The 18,346-nt window shown below is 37.3% G+C and carries 17 protein-coding genes and 2 riboswitches; of the genes, 6 read left to right on the top strand and 11 right to left on the bottom strand.

The genetic code is table 11. The features are described 5' to 3' along the window. Nucleotides 1–19 precede the first annotated feature (19 nt). From ribH to ribD, 4 genes are read right to left on the bottom strand one after another with little or no spacing between them, the layout of a single operon-like run. Nucleotides 20–487 (bottom strand): 6,7-dimethyl-8-ribityllumazine synthase, encoded by a 468-nt coding sequence (gene ribH, locus ACK3CR_RS11895; protein WP_019392949.1) that lies wholly within the window; start codon nucleotides 485–487, stop codon nucleotides 20–22. Nucleotides 488–506: 19 nt separating this feature from the next. Further along, nucleotides 507–1,700 (bottom strand): bifunctional 3,4-dihydroxy-2-butanone-4-phosphate synthase/GTP cyclohydrolase II, encoded by a 1,194-nt coding sequence (locus tag ACK3CR_RS11890; RefSeq protein ID WP_488975481.1) that lies wholly within the window; start codon nucleotides 1,698–1,700, stop codon nucleotides 507–509. 15 nt (nucleotides 1,701–1,715) lie between these two features. After that, complete coding sequence (gene ribE, locus ACK3CR_RS11885) at nucleotides 1,716–2,360, bottom strand: riboflavin synthase (RefSeq protein WP_328123349.1); 645 nt, start codon at nucleotides 2,358–2,360, stop codon at nucleotides 1,716–1,718. A 1-nt stretch (nucleotide 2,361) separates the two neighbouring features. After that, on the bottom strand, nucleotides 2,362–3,444 hold the full coding sequence (ribD, locus tag ACK3CR_RS11880; RefSeq protein WP_488975480.1) for a bifunctional diaminohydroxyphosphoribosylaminopyrimidine deaminase/5-amino-6-(5-phosphoribosylamino)uracil reductase RibD: 1,083 nt from the start codon (nucleotides 3,442–3,444) through the stop codon (nucleotides 2,362–2,364). Between the two features lie 180 nt (nucleotides 3,445–3,624). Beyond that, a riboswitch (FMN riboswitch) is annotated at nucleotides 3,625–3,775 on the bottom strand. 310 nt (nucleotides 3,776–4,085) lie between these two features. After that, nucleotides 4,086–4,192, top strand: a riboswitch (SAM riboswitch). Between the two features lie 78 nt (nucleotides 4,193–4,270). On the opposite strand from ribD, the gene ACK3CR_RS11875 reads away from it, so the two are divergent. The 3 genes from ACK3CR_RS11875 (at nucleotide 4,271) to ACK3CR_RS11865 (ending at nucleotide 10,468) form a co-directional block, all read left to right on the top strand. Further along, entirely contained in the window at nucleotides 4,271–6,109 is a 1,839-nt protein-coding gene (locus ACK3CR_RS11875) for a bifunctional homocysteine S-methyltransferase/methylenetetrahydrofolate reductase (RefSeq protein WP_243513876.1), read from the top strand. After that, nucleotides 6,110–9,553 carry a methionine synthase gene (gene metH / locus ACK3CR_RS11870; RefSeq protein WP_243513884.1) on the top strand — a complete coding sequence of 1,148 codons (3,444 nt, stop codon included), beginning with the start codon at nucleotides 6,110–6,112 and terminating at the stop codon, nucleotides 9,551–9,553. Between the two features lie 111 nt (nucleotides 9,554–9,664). After that, nucleotides 9,665–10,468: a Cof-type HAD-IIB family hydrolase gene (locus ACK3CR_RS11865; RefSeq protein WP_488975479.1), complete on the top strand. Its 804-nt coding sequence runs from the start codon at nucleotides 9,665–9,667 to the stop codon at nucleotides 10,466–10,468. Between the two features lie 31 nt (nucleotides 10,469–10,499). Here ACK3CR_RS11865 and ACK3CR_RS11860 read toward each other — a convergent pair whose 3' ends face one another. From ACK3CR_RS11860 to ACK3CR_RS11845, 4 genes are all read right to left on the bottom strand, one after another. Then, a complete protein-coding gene (locus ACK3CR_RS11860) occupies nucleotides 10,500–10,760 on the bottom strand; it encodes a hypothetical protein (RefSeq protein WP_019392942.1) in 261 nt (86 codons plus the stop codon). A gap of 120 nt (nucleotides 10,761–10,880) precedes the next feature. Further along, nucleotides 10,881–12,200 (bottom strand): short-chain fatty acid transporter, encoded by a 1,320-nt coding sequence (locus ACK3CR_RS11855; RefSeq protein ID WP_243513890.1) that lies wholly within the window; start codon nucleotides 12,198–12,200, stop codon nucleotides 10,881–10,883. Then, nucleotides 12,197–12,409: a hypothetical protein gene (locus tag ACK3CR_RS11850; RefSeq protein WP_328123344.1), complete on the bottom strand. Its 213-nt coding sequence runs from the start codon at nucleotides 12,407–12,409 to the stop codon at nucleotides 12,197–12,199. The genes ACK3CR_RS11855 and ACK3CR_RS11850 overlap by 4 nt, the downstream gene beginning before the upstream one ends. A gap of 129 nt (nucleotides 12,410–12,538) precedes the next feature. Then, nucleotides 12,539–12,739 carry a hypothetical protein gene (locus ACK3CR_RS11845; protein ID WP_410914394.1) on the bottom strand — a complete coding sequence of 67 codons (201 nt, stop codon included), beginning with the start codon at nucleotides 12,737–12,739 and terminating at the stop codon, nucleotides 12,539–12,541. Nucleotides 12,740–12,993: 254 nt separating this feature from the next. Here ACK3CR_RS11845 and ACK3CR_RS11840 point away from each other — a divergent pair, with 254 nt between their 5' ends. Continuing rightward, nucleotides 12,994–13,770, top strand: a complete 777-nt coding sequence (locus ACK3CR_RS11840) for a 3-hydroxybutyrate dehydrogenase (protein ID WP_243513899.1) — start codon at nucleotides 12,994–12,996, stop codon at nucleotides 13,768–13,770. A gap of 34 nt (nucleotides 13,771–13,804) precedes the next feature. Here the strand turns inward: ACK3CR_RS11840 and ACK3CR_RS11835 are convergent, their stop codons facing one another. Further along, nucleotides 13,805–15,250 (bottom strand): bifunctional metallophosphatase/5'-nucleotidase, encoded by a 1,446-nt coding sequence (locus tag ACK3CR_RS11835; protein ID WP_328123338.1) that lies wholly within the window; start codon nucleotides 15,248–15,250, stop codon nucleotides 13,805–13,807. A gap of 195 nt (nucleotides 15,251–15,445) precedes the next feature. On the opposite strand from ACK3CR_RS11835, the gene ACK3CR_RS11830 reads away from it, so the two are divergent. Together ACK3CR_RS11830 and ACK3CR_RS11825 are read left to right on the top strand one after the other, a co-directional pair. Next, nucleotides 15,446–16,513 carry an iron-containing alcohol dehydrogenase family protein gene (locus tag ACK3CR_RS11830; protein WP_488975478.1) on the top strand — a complete coding sequence of 356 codons (1,068 nt, stop codon included), beginning with the start codon at nucleotides 15,446–15,448 and terminating at the stop codon, nucleotides 16,511–16,513. A gap of 56 nt (nucleotides 16,514–16,569) precedes the next feature. Next, a complete protein-coding gene (locus tag ACK3CR_RS11825) occupies nucleotides 16,570–16,938 on the top strand; it encodes a YueI family protein (RefSeq protein WP_243513906.1) in 369 nt (122 codons plus the stop codon). A 44-nt stretch (nucleotides 16,939–16,982) separates the two neighbouring features. Here the strand turns inward: ACK3CR_RS11825 and ACK3CR_RS11820 are convergent, their stop codons facing one another. Together ACK3CR_RS11820 and ACK3CR_RS11815 are read right to left on the bottom strand one after the other, a co-directional pair. Then, nucleotides 16,983–17,840: a cell wall hydrolase gene (locus ACK3CR_RS11820; protein WP_488975477.1), complete on the bottom strand. Its 858-nt coding sequence runs from the start codon at nucleotides 17,838–17,840 to the stop codon at nucleotides 16,983–16,985. Between the two features lie 190 nt (nucleotides 17,841–18,030). Beyond that, entirely contained in the window at nucleotides 18,031–18,345 is a 315-nt protein-coding gene (locus ACK3CR_RS11815) for a hypothetical protein (protein WP_243513912.1), read from the bottom strand. Nucleotide 18,346 lies beyond the last annotated feature (1 nt).

The following is an 18,346-nucleotide window of genomic DNA, read 5'->3' as shown; positions in this document are numbered from 1 at the left end:
TTTTTGGAGAAGCAATGAATTATTCAATACCTTTTAGGAGATTTGCCATTTCAATAGCTGAAATTGCTGCGTCCCATCCTTTGTTTCCTGCTTTTGTTCCTGCACGCTCAACGGCTTGTTCGATTGTTTCCGTTGTTAAAACTCCAAATATAACTGGAACGCCTGTTTCAAGACTTTGAGCAGATACTCCTTTAGCTACTTCATTGCATACATAATCAAAGTGTGGTGTTGATCCACGGATTACAGTACCAAGAGTAATAACCGCATCATATTTCTTAGATGCTGCTAATTTTTTTGCTACAAGCGGAATTTCAAATGCGCCTGGTACCCAAGCGATATCAATATCGTCAGGGTCCACTCCATGACGTTTCAATCCGTCTTCTGCTCCACCTAAAAGCTTGCCTGTAATAAACTCATTAAAACGACCTACAACGATTCCTACTTTTAATCCTGTTCCTACTAAATGTCCTTCAAATGTTTTTGCCATTTTTTTCTCCTCTTTCCTTTTAAAAGTGTAGTAAATGTCCTAATTTCTCAACTTTTGTATGAAGATAGTGCTCATTGTCTTTTAAGACAGGCATTTCAAGCGGGACACGCTCGACAATGTCTAAACCATATCCTTTTAACCCAGCAATTTTTCTTGGGTTATTTGTTAAAAGTTGCATTTTTTCAATTCCTAAATCACGAAGAATTTGAGCTCCTAATCCATATTCACGCAAGTCCGCTCCGAAACCTAGTTTTTCATTTGCTTCAACTGTGTCATATCCCTCTTCTTGAAGCTTGTACGCTTTTAGTTTATTTAAGAGTCCAATGCCACGTCCTTCTTGACGCATATAAAGTAGAATACCTTTCCCTGATTTCTCAATTTGAGAAAGAGCTGCATGGAGCTGTGGTCCACAATCGCAGCGATGTGAACCAAACACATCTCCTGTCAAACATTCAGAGTGAACACGAACAAGCGGGACATCCCCTTTATTTATATCTCCTTTTACAAGAGCGATATGTTCACGATCGTCCACAGAATTAGAATATCCAAATACCTTAAAGTGACCAAATGACGTTGGAAGTTCAATTTGCACTTCTCGTTTCACAAGCTTATCATGCTTACGACGGTATGCGATCAGTTCCTTGATTGTAATAAGCTTTACATCCAGCTTTTTCGCAAGCTCTATTAAGTCAGGAACACGCGCCATTGTGCCATCTTCCTTCATTACTTCACAAATTACAGCTACTTCTTGAGATCCGCAAAGCTTTGCCAAATCAACAGCAGCTTCAGTATGACCTGCTCTGCGAAGAACGCCTCCCTCTTTAGCAATTAGAGGGAAAACATGACCAGGTCGACGAAAATCAGCTGGCTTAGCCTCTTTATCTAAGAGAGCTTGAATTGTTTCAGAGCGTTCAAAAGCACTAATACCTGTTGTTGTTGTTTTATGATCAATGCTGACTGTAAATGCTGTTCCATGGGCATCTGTATTTTGAGAAACCATTGGTGAAAGCTCAAGCTCTTCAGCACGCTTTTCTGACAGCGGCGTACAAATAAGTCCACGCCCATGCACAGCCATTAGATTAACATTTTCAGGTGTAGCATGCTCTCCTAGAACAATAAAGTCTCCTTCATTTTCCCTGTCCTCGTCATCACATACAATAACGACTTTTCCTTTTTTTAAATCTTCTAATGCTTCTTTAATTGTGTTAAACATTTTGACACCTCTTTTTTAAAATCCATGATTTTTCAGAAACTCATAGCTTAGCTTATCCTCTGGTTTTGCTTCTTCTTTATGAACAAACTTATGAAGATATTTCCCAATCATATCGCACTCAATATTGACAGTGTCCCCACGTTTTTTAGCTCCTAAAATCGTATAATCCGTTGTATGCGGAATAAGTGAAACAACTAGTTCATCCCGCTCAAGCCCAAAAATAGTTAAGCTTGTTCCATCTAGAGCAACAGAGCCTTTTAATAACAGGGAACGAGTTAGATGCTCTGAAAGATGAATACGGTAATAAATCGCATTACCTTTTGGCGTTACTTCAATAATTTCTCCCGTACCATCAATATGACCTGAAACAAAATGTCCTCCAAATCGCCCATTCGCTGCCATTGCTCTTTCTAAATTCACTTTCACTCCTTGCTTGAAATCCTTTAAGTTTGTTGCTTTAATCGTTTCTGGCATAACATCGACAGTAAATCGATCTTTTGTAAAGCTTGTGACAGTTAAACAAACTCCATTTACTGAAATGCTATCACCAAGATTTACATCTTTTAAAATTTCATTTGCTCGAATTGAAAAAATAATGGCATCTGTCTTTTTTTCAACTCGTTCGATTTCTCCTATTTCTTCTATAATCCCTGTGAACATATTATTTCCCTTTCTTTCTAGAGACAATTTTAAGGTCTTCACCTAATACACTTGTTTCTATAATCTCAAGATGCTGCGTTTCAGCCATTGTAGAAAAACCAGCTCCACCAAATGCACTTGGAGCATCTTTCCCACCTATTAAAATAGGAGCAACGTAGGAAACTACTTCATCAAAAAATCTGCTCTGTAAAAAAGCTCCATGAACAGTTGCTCCTCCCTCAACTAACAGGGACTGAACTCCTTTTGCTGCTAAAAGTTCTAAAATATGCTCTATATTTTGAGGCTGCTCAAGTGAAAAAATAGAAACATGCTCTTTAGCAAAAGGAGCTTTCTTCTCTTCGCTAACATTTCCTGTAATAACCCACGTTTCAGCAGAATCATCTTGAAAAATCTTAGCCTCAGGTGAAACTTTAAGGTTTGTGTCTAGTACAATACGGATTGGATGACGCGCATGCCCCATAATTCTTGTTGTCAACAGTGGATTATCAGCTATCACTGTATTTGCTCCAACTAGAATTCCATCATGAGAATGTCGAAGACGATGACCATCAAGCCTTGCTTGTTCACCAGTAATCCACTTGCTTTCTCCAGTTTTTGTCGCAATTTTACCATCCAAACTCATGGCAGACTTTAATGTCACAAAGGGACGCTTTTCTCTCATAAAATGGAGAAAGAAAGGATTAAGTGCTTTGGCCTCTTTTTCAAGAACGCCAACTTTCACTTCGATGCCCGCCTTTTTCATCATTTCCATCCCTCGTCCACTTACAAGCGGATTTGAATCAAGAGATGCAACAACAGCTCGCTTAATGCCTTTTTGGATAATAAGCTCTGCACATGGAGGTGTTTTCCCATAATGGCTACAAGGTTCAAGAGTGACATAAATTGTCGCCCCATAAGCTTTATCTCCTGCCATATTTAAAGCATGAACTTCAGCATGTGGTTCACCTGCTTTTAAATGTGCACCCATTCCAACGATTGCTCCATCTTTTACAACAACAGCTCCAACTGCTGGATTCGGTTTAGTTTGTCCTATTGTCGCACTTGCCATTTGTATAGCAAGTTTCATATATGCTTGATCGTTCACTTTTCCCCCTCCATTACAAACCCCTTTATACGTAAAAACCCCTTTAGGATTGGGTCCTAAAGGGGTAGAGATGCTGAATCAGTATATTGACAAAATGAAAATAAGCGAAAACAAACTATCATATGTATGCTTAAAAAACGTTATGCACGCTTTAAAAAACACAAACTGATAGTGTCGCACCTGATCCTTCTCCCATCCAGACTTTAACTGTCGGCTCAAGATTCAAACTTGATCAACCGCATATCAGTAAAGATATGCGGGTCGCGGGCTTAGAATATAATCATTATTCACCACCGCCGGTTAGGATTTTCACCTGACCCCGAAGGATAACTATGAAATTTGACTTTATTATAGCAGAGGTTCTCACAAAAGTCATAACTTTTTGCTTCTTTTCTCGTACTTTCTAATTTTTCCCCTTTTAAATCCGAACATTATTCCTAAAATAAAGTTTAATATCCAAATTTACCCCTTCAGCTTTTTTAAAGTATGTTTCCCCTTAAAAAAAGAGAATTTTAAAAAAAGGGTTTAAAATGTTCAGAAATTATTGTATAATTTCAAAAATCAGATACACTTTCCAAGGAAAAGTAAAATTTATTATTAGTATATTTAAAAACTATCCAAATTCATACGCATATAAATATTTCTTATCACGAGAAGTGGAGGGACTGGCCCTATGAAACTTCAGCAACCAGTTACGTTTGTAACAAGGTGCTAAATCCAGTAAGCATATTTGCTTAGAAGATAAGAAGACAACTACAAGTCTTCTTTTCATAAAGAAGGCTTTTTTTATTAGGAAAGTGATGTTCACTAAAAGGGGGAGATGAAAATGGGTTTACTTGAGGATTTACAGTCAAAAATTCTAATTGGGGATGGGGCAATGGGAACACTGCTTCACGCTCACGGAATTGATAACTGTTTTGAAGAACTAAATATTACAAAGCCGGAAGATATTTTTAATATTCATAAAGCATATCAAAAAGCAGGTGCTTCTGTTATTCAAACAAATACATATGGAGCAAATTTCCCGAAGCTTAAAAGATATGGAGCGGAAGAAAAAGTAAAGGACATCAACGTTGAAGGAGTTCGTCTCGCTAAAAAAGCAGTTGGAGATTCTGGCTACGTTCTAGGTACAATTGGCGGGATTCGATCGTTCCAAAAAAGTATTATTTCTCTTGAAGAAATTAAAAGAAGCTTTAGAGAACAACTTTTTTGGCTTTTGTCTGAGGATGTTGACGGACTTCTTTTTGAAACATTTTATGACTTGGAAGAGCTGAAGACCGTTTTAGAAATCGCACGCCGTGAGACAGATAAACCTATTGTGACAAATGTCTCTCTCCATGAAAAAGGAGTTCTTCAAGACGGAACCCCGATTGTGAAAGCTTTAAAAATATTAGAAGAACTTGGAGCGGATGTTGTAGGTACAAACTGTCGTCAAGGTCCTTATCATATGCTTGAAATTTTAGAGGAAGTTCCTCTTTTAGATAAAAGTTTTCTATCAGCATATCCAAATGCTAGTTTACCTCAATATGTTGATGGTCGCCTTATTTATGAAACAGACCCAGACTATTTCTACAAAACAGCGCTTGCGTTTAAAGACCAAGGAGTTCGATTACTTGGAGGATGCTGCGGAACAACGCCTTCGCATATTGAAGCAATGGCAAAAGCGCTCACAAATGCTGTACCAATTACAGAAAAAACGGTAAAGGAAACTCCACCAATTGAGATTCTTAGTCAAGAGATTCAGGCACAACCCCATCTTCATGAAATTGTACAAGAAAATCACTCCATTATTGTTGAACTTGATCCACCTAAAAAACTTGGAGTTGATAAGTTTCTAAAGGGAGCTCATGCTCTTCAAGCAGCTGGAATTGATGCATTAACACTTGCAGATAACTCTCTAGCAAGTCCACGTATTAGTAACCTAGCGATGGCTTCACTTTTAAAAGATCAGTTAAAAACGCGCCCGCTTATTCACTTAACGTGTCGAGACCATAACTTGATTGGTCTTCAGTCACACTTAATGGGCATGCATACACTAGGATTCAATCAGGTTCTCGCTCTAACAGGCGATCCATCAAAGATTGGGGATTTCCCTGGTGCTACATCAGTATATGATCTCTCTTCTTTTGACTTGATTCGCCTTATTAAACAGTTTAATGAGGGAGTTTCATTTTCAGGTAAGCCTCTTGGCCAAAAAACAAACTTTTCAATTGCTGGAGCTTTCAATCCTAATGTCCGCCACCTTGACAGAGCCGTACAACGCCTTGAGAAAAAAGTTGATTGTGGAGCAGATTACTTTATCTCTCAGCCTATTTATTCAATTGAGCAGCTTGAAGATGTCTATGAAGCAACTAAAAATTTAAAAGCTCCTATCTATATCGGTATTATGCCGCTTACAGGTGCTAAAAATGCTCGCTTCTTACATCATGAAGTGCCTGGCATTAAACTATCAGAAAATATTCTAACTCGTATGGAGAAAATTGAACACAATAAAGAACAAAGCGCTAAAGAAGGAATTCTACTTGCAAAAGAGCTCATTGATAGAGCATATGAGCTTTTCAACGGCTTGTATTTAATTACTCCATTTATGCGCTATGAGATGACAGTTGAGCTCGCTAACTATATTAAAGCAAAAGAACTTGTTTCAATAGAAAGGAAGATTTAAATGGCTTTCACGAACATCACAGAACAATTACAGAAACGCATTCTAATTGTTGATGGCGCAATGGGTACAATGATTCAAAATGCCAACTTAACAGCAGATGATTTTGGTGGCGAAGAATATGAAGGATGTAATGAGTATTTATCTCAAACAAAACCAGAACTCATTCAATCTATTCATGAGCAATATTTAGAAGCTGGAGCAGACATTATTGAAACAAATACGTTCGGGGGAACAGCCCTTGTTCTAGATGAATATGATCTTGGCTCGCTTGCTTTTGAGCTTAATGTTGCTTCAGCAAAACTTGCGCGCGCTGCTTGTGATAAATATTCAACACCTGACTGGCCCCGCTATGTTGCAGGTGCAATGGGGCCTACAACAAAAACCCTTTCTGTAACAGGCGGAACAACGTTTGATGCTCTTGTTGAAGATTATTTTGAACAAGCGAAAGGCCTTCTAACAGGTGGCGTTGACTTACTTTTACTTGAAACATGTCAAGATATGCTGAATGTAAAAGCAGGGTTCCTCGGTATTCAGAAAGCTTTTGAACATTTTAATAAAGAAGTGCCGCTTATGGTGTCAGGTACGATTGAACCAATGGGTACAACGCTTGCTGGGCAGGATATCGAATCTTTCTACCTTTCTCTTGAGCATATGAAACCTATTTCTGTTGGATTAAACTGTGCAACAGGTCCTGAGTTTATGACAGATCATATTCGCTCTCTATCAGGGCTTGCTACAACCGCAGTAAGCTGTTATCCAAATGCAGGACTTCCTGATGAAGAAGGACAATATCATGAATCTCCTGAACTTTTAGCTAAAAAAATCGGTGGTTTTGCTGAAAAAGGTTGGTTAAACCTTGTTGGGGGATGCTGTGGAACAACTCCTGCTCATATTAAAGCTCTTCGGGAAACTGTGGAACAGATTCCTCCTCGTTCTCTCCCTGAAAAAGACCACGCTCATGCTGTGTCAGGAATTGAATCTTTTGTGTACGAAGACACGATGAGACCTCTTTTTGTTGGGGAACGAACAAACGTAATTGGCTCTCGCAAATTCAAACGCCTTATTGCTGAAGGGAAATTTGAAGAAGCTTCTGAAGTTGCTCGTGCTCAAGTTAAAAATGGCGCTCATGTCATTGACATTTGCTTGGCAGACCCTGATCGTGATGAAATGGAAGACATGGAAACTTTTATTCAAGAAGTTGTAAAAAAAGTAAAAGTCCCTCTTGTGATTGACTCAACAGATGAAGCAGTCATTGAACGTGCGCTAAAGTATTCTCAAGGTAAAGCAATTATTAACTCCATCAATTTAGAGGATGGGGAAGAACGCTTTGAAGCAATCACCCCCCTTCTTCATAAATATGGAGGAGCAATTGTTGTCGGGACAATTGATGAAGTTGGAATGGGCGTAACAGCACAGCGCAAGCTTGAAATTGCTAAGCGATCTTACGAGTTACTCACAACAAAGTATGGCATTAAACCTGATGATATTATTTTTGATCCACTCGTCTTCCCTGTTGGAACAGGTGATGAACAATATATTGGTTCAGCAGAAGCAACAGTAGAAGGAATTCGACTCATTAAGCAGCATTTTCCACGCTGTCTTACAATGCTTGGTGTTAGTAACGTTTCGTTTGGTTTACCTCCTGTTGGACGTGAAATTCTAAATGCTGTCTTTCTCTATCACTGCACACAAGCAGGACTTGACTATGCAATTGTAAATACAGAAAAACTAGAGCGCTTCGCCTCTATCCCAGAAGAGGAAATCAAGCTAGCGGATGATCTTCTTTTCAAAACAAATGACGAAACCCTTCAAACGTTTACTGAATTTTACCGCGGCAAGAAAAAAGAGAAAAAAGTTGATGCTAGTACATTAACGCTTGAAGAGCGCCTTGCAAGTTACGTTATTGAAGGAACAAAAGAAGGACTAATTCCAGATCTTGATCAAGCTTTACAAAAGTTTGATGATCCGCTCGATATTATTAACGGACCACTTATGGACGGCATGAGCGAAGTTGGACGTCTTTTCAATTTAAATCAGCTTATTGTAGCAGAAGTTCTGCAAAGTGCAGAAGTTATGAAGGCTTCTGTTGCTCATCTTGAGCCATATATGGAAAAGAAAGAAGATGATACAGGAAAAGGAAAAGTCATCTTAGCTACTGTAAAAGGTGATGTGCACGATATTGGAAAAAACTTAGTGGATATCATCTTAAGCAATAACGGTTTTCGCGTAGTAGACCTCGGTATTAAAGTCACTCCGCAAGATTTAATTAAGGCAATCAACGATGAAAAGCCGGATATCGTCGGATTATCAGGACTTCTTGTAAAATCAGCTCAACAAATGGTGATCACAGCTCAAGACTTGACCCAAGCTAAAATTTCGGTTCCGATTTTAGTTGGAGGAGCTGCCCTTTCTCGTCGATTTACGGATCAAAAGATTTCTGCGGAATATAACGGGCTTGTGTTATATGCAAAGGATGCAATGGAAGGATTGTCTCTTGCAAATTCACTGCGCGATGAAGAAAAAATGGGTAAAATGATTGAAGAGCGTAGACAAAAAGAGAGTTCTGTTGCTGTTTTAGAAAAACCTGCTACAGCTGTTAAGACAGAAATCGTTATTCCAAAACGTTCAAGTGTCTCAACAGATGCTCCTGTTTATATACCAAATGATTTAAAAAAGCATGTTATTAAAAACTACAGTCTTGCAATGGTCGAGCCGTATATTAACTTACAAATGCTCCTTGGTCATCACCTTGGAGTAAAGGGAAAAATTTCTCGTCTTCTTGCTGAAAAAGATGAAAAAGTAGTTGGAATGAAAGAAATGGTCGATGATTTAATGACTCTTTCTAAACAAGAAAACCTTATTAAACCATCTGCCACATATCAATTCTTTCCTGCTCAAGCTGATGGAGATGACGTTGTTATTTATGATTCTGATGAAAAAACAGAGATTGAGCGTTTTACGTTTCCTCGTCAGCAAAAAGAACCGTTCCTTTGTTTAGCAGATTACTTAAAACCAAAAGAATCTGGCATTATGGATTATGTATGCATGTTTGCTGTAACGGCTGGGAAAGGTGTAAGAGAGCTTTCAAAAATGTTTAAAGATAACGGAGATTTCTTAAAAAGCCACGCCCTTCAAGCTCTTGCTCTTGAAACAGCTGAGGGCCTTGCAGAACGTATGCACCAACAAATTCGTGATCAATGGGGCTTCCCAGATTCTCCTGACTTTACAATGCAGGAACGTTTCACAGCTAAATACCAAGGTCAACGCTTTTCATTTGGCTATCCTGCATGTCCAAATCTAGAAGATCAAGAAAAGCTTTTTAAATTGCTACAACCAGAAGAGATTGGAATTCAATTAACAGACGGATTTATGATGGAGCCTGAAGCATCTGTAACAGCGCTCGTTTTCTCTCATCCACAAGCACGCTACTTTAACGTATTATAATAAAAAGAGCTAAGCATAATTGCTTAGCTCTTTTTATGTGCATCCTAAAATAAACATTGCTACAATATAGACAACAAAACCTATTGGTTGGAAAAGGAGAGACACAACAGATTGATTAAGCTACTTGTAAGTGATTTAGATGGAACACTATTAAGCGCCGAGAAAAAAGTAACGCCTGCTGATTTAAAGGCAATTAAAGACTTAAAAGAAAGCGGAGTTGATATTTGCCTTGCGTCTGGTCGAATGGATAATGAAATGGCTAAGGTGGCTCTTATGCTTCAAGGTGATTTTCATCAAATAAGTCAAAATGGAGCCTATGTTATAACACGCGAGCGTGAAACACTTTATGAAAAAGTATTTTCCGAAGAAATTGCGAGGAACGTTTATAATACAGTTAAAAATCCTGAAACAATTACGCTCGTTTGCTCAAATCATACAAATTTTGTTGAACAAGATCATGAAGCACTAGCAGAGATTCAAAAATATCTCTTCTTCCCTATTGAGAAAGAACCGAACATGAGCCTTGAGTTTGGTCAATCACTTTTCCCTTCTAAAATTTCTGTCATTAGCTTTCCTGACGAGATTTTCGCTATTGAAAAATCCATCATTGAGCAGTTTTCCAATGAAGTTGATTGCTACGTCTCAGCTCCAGGATGTTTAGATATTATGCCTAAGAATATTAGTAAAGGACATTCACTACGCATTCTTCTCTCTCACTTAAATTTAAAAGAAGAAGAAATTGCCTGTGTTGGCGACTCTTTTAACGATATTCCGATGTTTAACATCACTCCGCATAGTTTTGCGATGAAAGGTGGAGAACCGGAGGTTCAAAAACTCACTACTCATGTCGTTTCTTCTGTAAAAGATGTTGCTCAATACATCTTAGACTATAATGCAAAAACAAGCGTAAAATAAGCAAAAAAGACGTGTTTTGAACACGTCTTTTTTACTGTACTTTTACATCCCTTTGCTTTACCATCATTGTATTATAAGCCATTCGTGTTTTCGAAACAGTTGCTTTTAAAGATGTTGGCGGATCTGCATCTTCCCTTAACTGCGTGTTCGTCAAATCAACAACAACTCTTGCGAGAAGTTCTACTACTTCCTGCAAATCTTGCTGACGATAAGCAGTTTGATCTTGTAAACGGCAGTGTAAAATCTCGTATGCAAGCTCTCGTATACGAATTAATTTTACTCTTTCTTCCACAGTGCTTCACTCCTTCCAACTTTGAACTGCTCTTCTATTGTTCATATTCCACAGTATTGATTGATATCCTTTTACTATTTTATATTATTCCTATTTTTCTTAAAACATACCAATTAATACCTATAGGAAGAAAAGCCCCAATGAAATGACTGCTCCACTTATAAGAAGAATAAATACGCAAAACCCCATAATATCTCTTGCCTTCAAACCAGCGATAGCTAAGGCAGGAAGAGCCCAAAATGGCTGGATCATATTTGTCCACGCATCTCCCCAAGCAACAGACATTGCTGTCTTCGGAAGTGAGACACCCAAGTTTTCGGCTGCTTCTAGCATAATTGGAGCTTGTATGGCCCATTGCCCTCCGCCTGATGGAATAAACAAATTCACAAGTCCGGCACTCCAGAATGTTAAAACAAAAAAAGTAGATTCAGTTGAAATCGACACAAATGCTTCTGAAACAGCTGTCGCTAACCCGGATGACTGCATAACTCCCATTAATCCTGCATAAAAAGGAAATTGAACAATAATTCCGCCGGTTCCTTTCACAGCCTCTGTAACCGCATTCAAAAACTTTTTTGGTGTTCCATGAAAAAGGATACCAAGAAAGAGAAAGAGAAAATTCACAATATCTAAATTAAGTTCAAGACCATTTTCACCTACATATATTCCTAAAAAAACAAGTCCTGTCCCACCTATTATTAAAGAGATGAATCGGCTATTTTCAAGCTTAGTTGCTGGTGTCTGTTCTTCGATTGAAGCCGCTTCAAAAGAAGCTCGTTCTTCTAAAAGTTTTGGATCAATTGTAATAGTGTCTTTTCGAGAAGGCATTAAGAAGCGATTTGTAGCAGGAATGATTATAAATAAAGCAATGACGATAGCTAAATTATACGTAGAAAAAATGGTATCACTTGTTGAAACAATCCCTATTAATTCTTCTGAAAAATGACCTGGGGTTGAAATTGTTAAAGGAATGGATCCAGATAACCCTCCATGCCAAATCACAAATCCACTATAGGCACTTGCAATAAGAAGACGGTAATCAACATTTTCTATCTTTTTAGCGACTTCTTTGGCAAACAGAGCGCCAATAACAAGCCCAAATCCCCAGTTAATAAAACTTGCAAGCATTGATATAAACGTAACTAAAATGATAGCTTTACCAGGCGTTTTTGGAATACTTGCAAGAGCGCCTAACCAAATTTTAAAAAGGTGACTGCTTGCTAGTACATGTCCTGTCAATAAAACAAGAACCATTTGCATTGTAAACGACAAAAGTCCCCAAAACCCTTCACCCCAGTAATTAAAAAGTTGCGTAGCTGTTGTTGGAGTGAAAATAATAGCACATCCAAAGACAAGAAAAGTAAGTAGAAAAACAAAAATTAAAGGATCTGGTAAGTATCTCTGCATAAGCCTGTTTGATAAAGAAACAAGCACCCTCATTTTTCTCCCTCCCTATAAATAGTATTTTCATTTTCTGCCCCGAGATAGAGAAAACTTGTGGTACAAAGCAAAACGGCTCCAAAAGAAAGTAAACTGAAAGGAATGGCATATTCAATAATTTGAAGATTAAAAGTCAAAAAAGTAGACCATACTGCGCCACAAGCTAACATTATGCTATAGATAAAAATTAGATACTTTTTCACTTCCAAGCCTCTCCCCTTTCTAAATTCCGATCTTTTTGAAACTTACGATATGTATCTTTTTTCCACATACATTTATAAATACCTTTTATAAATGTATTAAAAATAAAAAGCAGCTTTCAAAAGCTGCTTTTCATCTTAGTAATATGGATAATACGGATAAGGATATGGCGGGTAATAGTATGGACGACCTATAAGTGCACTTCCTAAAATTCCCCCAAGCACTCCTCCAATAAAAGGTCCTCCAAATCCATAGCCAAATCCATAACCGAAAGGACGACCAAATGGTCGGCGGCCATATGGACGACGAACATCATATGGTGAAATGTGATGATACATCATTATTTCCTCCCTTAAAAAACTGATTACACTTCAACATATGACAAATGTACATATTTGCGTAGGCATTTACCCTAAGCAAAGGGATTTTTCTTTAGAAGTTATTGAACAAAAGCACAGAGCATATGCTTTTATTTTAAGAATTTTCTGGTAAAATGAAACTATAATAGGTTTAAAGAAATGGTTTTAAATGCTTTGCACTATGCGCAAAAATATAAAATGATAGCGCTACCAAAAATATAGGGGGCATAACAATGGTGGAAAATAAAGTTGTTTATATTACAGGAGCAGCACAGGGAATTGGCTTTCAGATGGCTGAACATTTCGCAAAAAACGGAAGTAAAGTAGCATTAACAGATATTAACGAAGACGGAGTCAAAAATGCAGCTGCTTCTTTACAAGAAAAAGGATTAGAAGCAATCGGGTTAAAGTGTGATGTTACAAAAGAAACCGACATTCAAAACACACTACATGAAACAGTTAGACATTTTGGATCCCTTGATGTGCTTATTAATAATGCAGGTATGCAATATGTTTCTCCTCTTGAAGACTTTCCAACAGAGCGGTTTGAACTTCTTATTAAAATTATGCTAACGGCACCATTTATAGCTATTAAACATGCTTTGCCTATTATGAAAGAGCAAAAAAACGGCCGTATCATTAATATGGCTTCTATTAATGGCGTTATCGGATTTTCTGGGAAATCCGCTTACAATAGTGCAAAACATGGAGTTATTGGTCTTACAAAAGTAGCCGCACTCGAAGGAGCTGAACATGGGGTGACGGTAAATGCTCTCTGCCCTGGATATGTTGATACTCCACTCGTGCGTAATCAGCTTAAAGATCTCGCCTCAACGCGTAATGTTGCACTTGAACAAGTACTTGAACAAGTTATTTACCCACTCGTTCCACAGAAACGATTGCTCTCTGTAGAAGAAATTGCAGACTATGCTCTCTTTTTAGCAAGTGAAAAAGCAAAAGGAGTAACAGGGCAAGCTGTTCTTCTTGATGGCGGATATACGGCTCAATAAATAAAAAACACAGTGAGATGTCTCACTGTGTTTTTTATTTATTTCTACTTCTTACTTGATTTGATAAGTAATCAATAATTTCCTCTTGGAGAGCGCCTTTATCGTGAATTTTTTTCGTCTGTGTAAAAATGCCATCTCCTCCGTTGGCAAGAAATGAGGTTGTTGAAATAAGATAGCTTTCTTTTTCTTGAAGTGGAATACCTCCAACTTTCACATTCCTCACTCTTTTTCCTTTTGGATACTCTGGCTTAAAAGTGAAGGATAATCCTGATGCATGAAGAAAACCACCATGCTCTTTAGGATAGCGTGACACACCGTTCTCAAGGGCCTTCTTTATATCAGCCCCTTCTGCTTGAAACGTAACTATTCTATCTTCAAATGGGATAACGTTATAAATATCTCCTCGCGTCAGCACACCTTGAGGCCACCCATCTCTAATCGCTCCCCCATTAATGAAACCGATATCTGCACCTGTGCTCTGCTTTAAAATATCAGCTAAATAATAACCAAGTGGCGTTCCTCTTGTACGCAGCGTTTTACGTTCTCCTTTAAAAGCTGAAGAAGAGTACCCCACTTTCTTATTAAAATGCTTTTCTACTTTCTTGTTGTACATTGATATAAGGGTATTTATACCTTCGTCTTTTTCAACCCACTGTTTCTTTTTTAAAAGTTCCCCATGTATAGACGAAAGGGTTTTCCCATTAAAAATCAACTCGACTTTTCCTAACGCTTTTCCATGTTCACATGCTTGCGCAATTGCAGCATACTTTCTTTTTTCAAGGTCTTCAAGACAAGTATGACTATGTCCTCCAATAATAAGATCAATACCTTTTACATAATCCCCTATCTCTCGATCCTTTGTAATACCACTATGAGAAAGGAGAACAACAGCATCTGCCTTTTTTCTCACATCATTTACTATACGTTGTACAGTTTTTCTCTCATCTTTAAAAGCTAATCCTTTTGTATTACTAAAATTTGTAGCTGTCTTTGTTTCAGTTGATGTCACTCCAACAAAAGCAATCTTTTTGTTTTTTACAGACTTAATCATATATGGTTTAAAAATAGGTTCTCCTTTTTTTGTGATATTAGCATTTAAGATAGGGAAGTTCATCATGGTTTCTAACTTACTCAGATGCATGCCATAATTAAAATCATGATTTCCAGGCGTCATTGCATCATATTTTAGCTTGTTCATGATCATAACAGCAGATTCACCTTTAAAGAAAGAAACAAAGTTCGTCCCATGCAAAACGTCTCCTGTATCAACTAGTAAAAGAGATGGATAAGAATCACGCATTGTTTTAATTAGATAAGCCATCTTCGCATAACCGAGCTCACCATTTGCTCTTTCTACTATATGTCCGTGCATATCATTCGTATGTAAAATAACAATGCTGTCTTTTTCAGTTCCATAAGTGTCTTTACATCCTAGAAAAGATGTAAATAAAATTAGTGAAAAAAGACATTTTTTTAGCATAACTTCTTTCTCCCCCTCATAATGTTTGAGTACTATCGCGTTGTTTAAATGTGAGAATATTTTAAAATATTAAAAACCATTATTGACATTGAATATGGTAAGCTTTATCATCATTTAAAATGTTCTATTCTATATGGTGCTATTCTTATCAACAAAGATGAAATAATTTTTTGGCTTTGAGAAGGAGGATTATATATGCAAAAAAATCTGGAAGTTCGCAGTGGCCCTAATTACTATGAGTGTCAAAAGGATGTGCTGTCTTCACTTGAGGAAAGGCTTAGTACATTAAATTATAAAAAAGCTTTGTGGATTCATGGCAAGAAAAGCCTTGAAGCTGCACAACCCTTCTTGCCTCAATTTCATTACATTCAATCACTTTTTGTATCTTATGAAGGGAAATGCAGCCTAAAAGAACGAGATCGCCTTGCTAGTAAAGCCGAAGAGTTTAGGGCAGACGTTATTATTTCACTTGGAGGCGGCAACGTATTGGATCTTGGAAAGGCTGTTGCGAATGTAGTTGATTGTGAAGTAATTCTCATACCAACGCTTGCTTCTACATGTTCGGCTTGGACGCCAAAAAGTCTTATGTACAAGGACGGGCAGTTTCATAGCGCTCTTTCTCATCCAAAACAAACGCTTATGGTTTTGATTGAACCAAGAATCATTCTTCACTCTCCTGTAGCCTATTTACGCTCTGGTATTAGCAATACGCTTGCAAAGTGGTATGAATTAGACGCTCTAATGGCTAAAGAAGAAAACAAAACGTATGCAATGGAGCTCGCTCATCAAATCGCTCATAATAGTCATACATTACTTCTTGCACACGGTAAACAGGCACTTATTGATCTAGCCACTGTAAAACTCAGCACATCTCTTCTTAAAACAATTGAAATTATTATAATGGGCGGGGGAATAGCTTCAAGTTTTAATTCTCAACACGAAACAGCGACGCTTTTTCAAAATAGTATTTCCCTTAACTCTTCTTCACCCCTGTTGCTTGGTGAAAAAGCGGCTTATGGGATTTTCATTCAGCTGGCTCTTGAAGAAAATTGGGACGAAATAGATCGTATTCTTCCTTTTTATCGCCAAATTAAACTTCCATATGGAGAAAATATAGAAACGGTAGAAAAGCTCGCTTCTTTCATTGCCCAGGATAAAAGAGTGCATGTTCTTTTTCCCTCGCTTACTCAACAGGAAGTAGTAGACAGTATTCAAGCCCTACTTCATCATATTCAGCAAAACGAGCGTGTACCTGTTTTATAATTGAATGAAATTCGGTTACACTAATAAGTAAGTTGATGAAATGGGAGATGAAAGGTTTGGCTAAAGAAAATATTGAAGAGTATTTAGATCGTGGAATGTACGGAGTAAAAGAAACAAAATCTGAAGAACGACGCTATTATTTAACAGCACTAAGAGAAAGAATTGAAGTTGCTTTGAAAAAAGGACAGGTTATGAAAACATCTCCTTATGAACAAGTTGTAGCAAACATTAAAAATGTGCGAAATGGACATCTTTATTTAAATGGAGAAATTAGCTATCCTCACCTATCTAAATATATTAAAATAGCTAATCAAGAGAATGTACCTTTTACAATTGTCCAAAATCATAATAGTGAAACAGATATTGGCCTTGTTTTGACAGGTAGCAATGGAAGTGAAGATAAGGATATTTTTATCCAAAATTAAAAAGCAGGCTTTTGCCTGCTTTTTTATCTTTAGAATACTTATCATTATTTCATAAATACATGATCACCAATACGCGCTACAACAGGACGAGATTTAATCCAATCACTTGTTGCAATGTCTGGGTTGTAGAAAAACAGCGTTTCTTTTTGAGCACGATTTGTAATAGCTTCGTTCACAGCTTTCTTTGATTCTTCTGAAGCTGGATTGTTAATTGAACCGTTTTGAACAGGTGTGAAAGCATAGCTTCCCCCTGGAATCTTTTGATTAATAACCTCTGTAATTGTATTCGGAAACTCGCTTGAAGCAACTCGGTTTAGCACAACGTTTGCTACTGCTACTTTTCCTTCATAAGGCTCTCCTTTTGCTTCAGCCTCAACAACGCGCTCTAAAAGATCACGTTCTTCTGGCAAAACAGCTTGTCCTTGATTTTCTGGTGATGCACTTGCTTGTTCAGCTGTATTTGGCTGTGTAGCTACGTTTGTTTCTGCTGCTTTAACTTCTTTTGTTTGAGCAGGCTGTGCCGTTTCTTTATTTGGAATTGTAAGCATTGCTTGCGCATAAATAAGGTTTCCTGTTAGGTTGTTTGCCTGTTGCAACTCTTCAATGGAAACTCCATAGCTTTTTGCAATACTAGATAATGTATCGCCTTTTTTAATTTTATATAAGTCATCATCATTTGTTGGAATAAATAGTGACTCACCAATATAAATAATGTCGTTTCGACGATCATTTGCTTTTTTAATATCATCAATTGAAATATGATAATCTTCTCCAAGCTTCCAAAGGGTATCCCCTTTTTGAACTTGATGGTTTGTTGCAGCAGAAGCTGTTCCTTTTCCAACGAATAAGAATGCAATTGCTGCTGATACAACAGCCCACTTTTTCATATTTTTTTTCTTCATGATGCCCCTCCTGTAGAAAACTATGTTCCTAAATCTATCACAGCTTTTTCTACAATGCATTGAAAAAATAGATTAAGTTTATTGCATAATCTTTAAAAACTATTACAAAAGAAACCGAGAAAGCTTTAAGCACAATAAAAAGTCCCAGTTTCATTTGTAATAAAACTGGGACTTTATACAATATATTTTTTTAATCTTGGAGACAAATGTCTACAACATCATAGAAATCAATGACAATTTTAGAGCCGTTTATATCCATAAATGTAAATACATCTTCTTCTTTTGAAAGATGAATAACATATCCATCAAGCGATTGTTCTCTGTTATCATAAACTGTCTTAATAGCTACTTTTTTATGATGAATAAAAGCATCTTGCAAAATTTCATGAAGACGTTTAAGACCTTTATCTTCAGGACGCTTCGTTATTAGCATGCCATACGTAATGTGACCTTTTTCGTTTCTCCATACGTAGTCTGCAAAATAAAATGGAGTTTTATTTTTCACA

The sequence above is a fragment of the Priestia sp. TRM10 genome, assembly GCF_057808375.1.
Note: the sequence above shows the minus strand (reverse complement) of the source record. Positions and strands in the feature narration are given on the sequence as shown.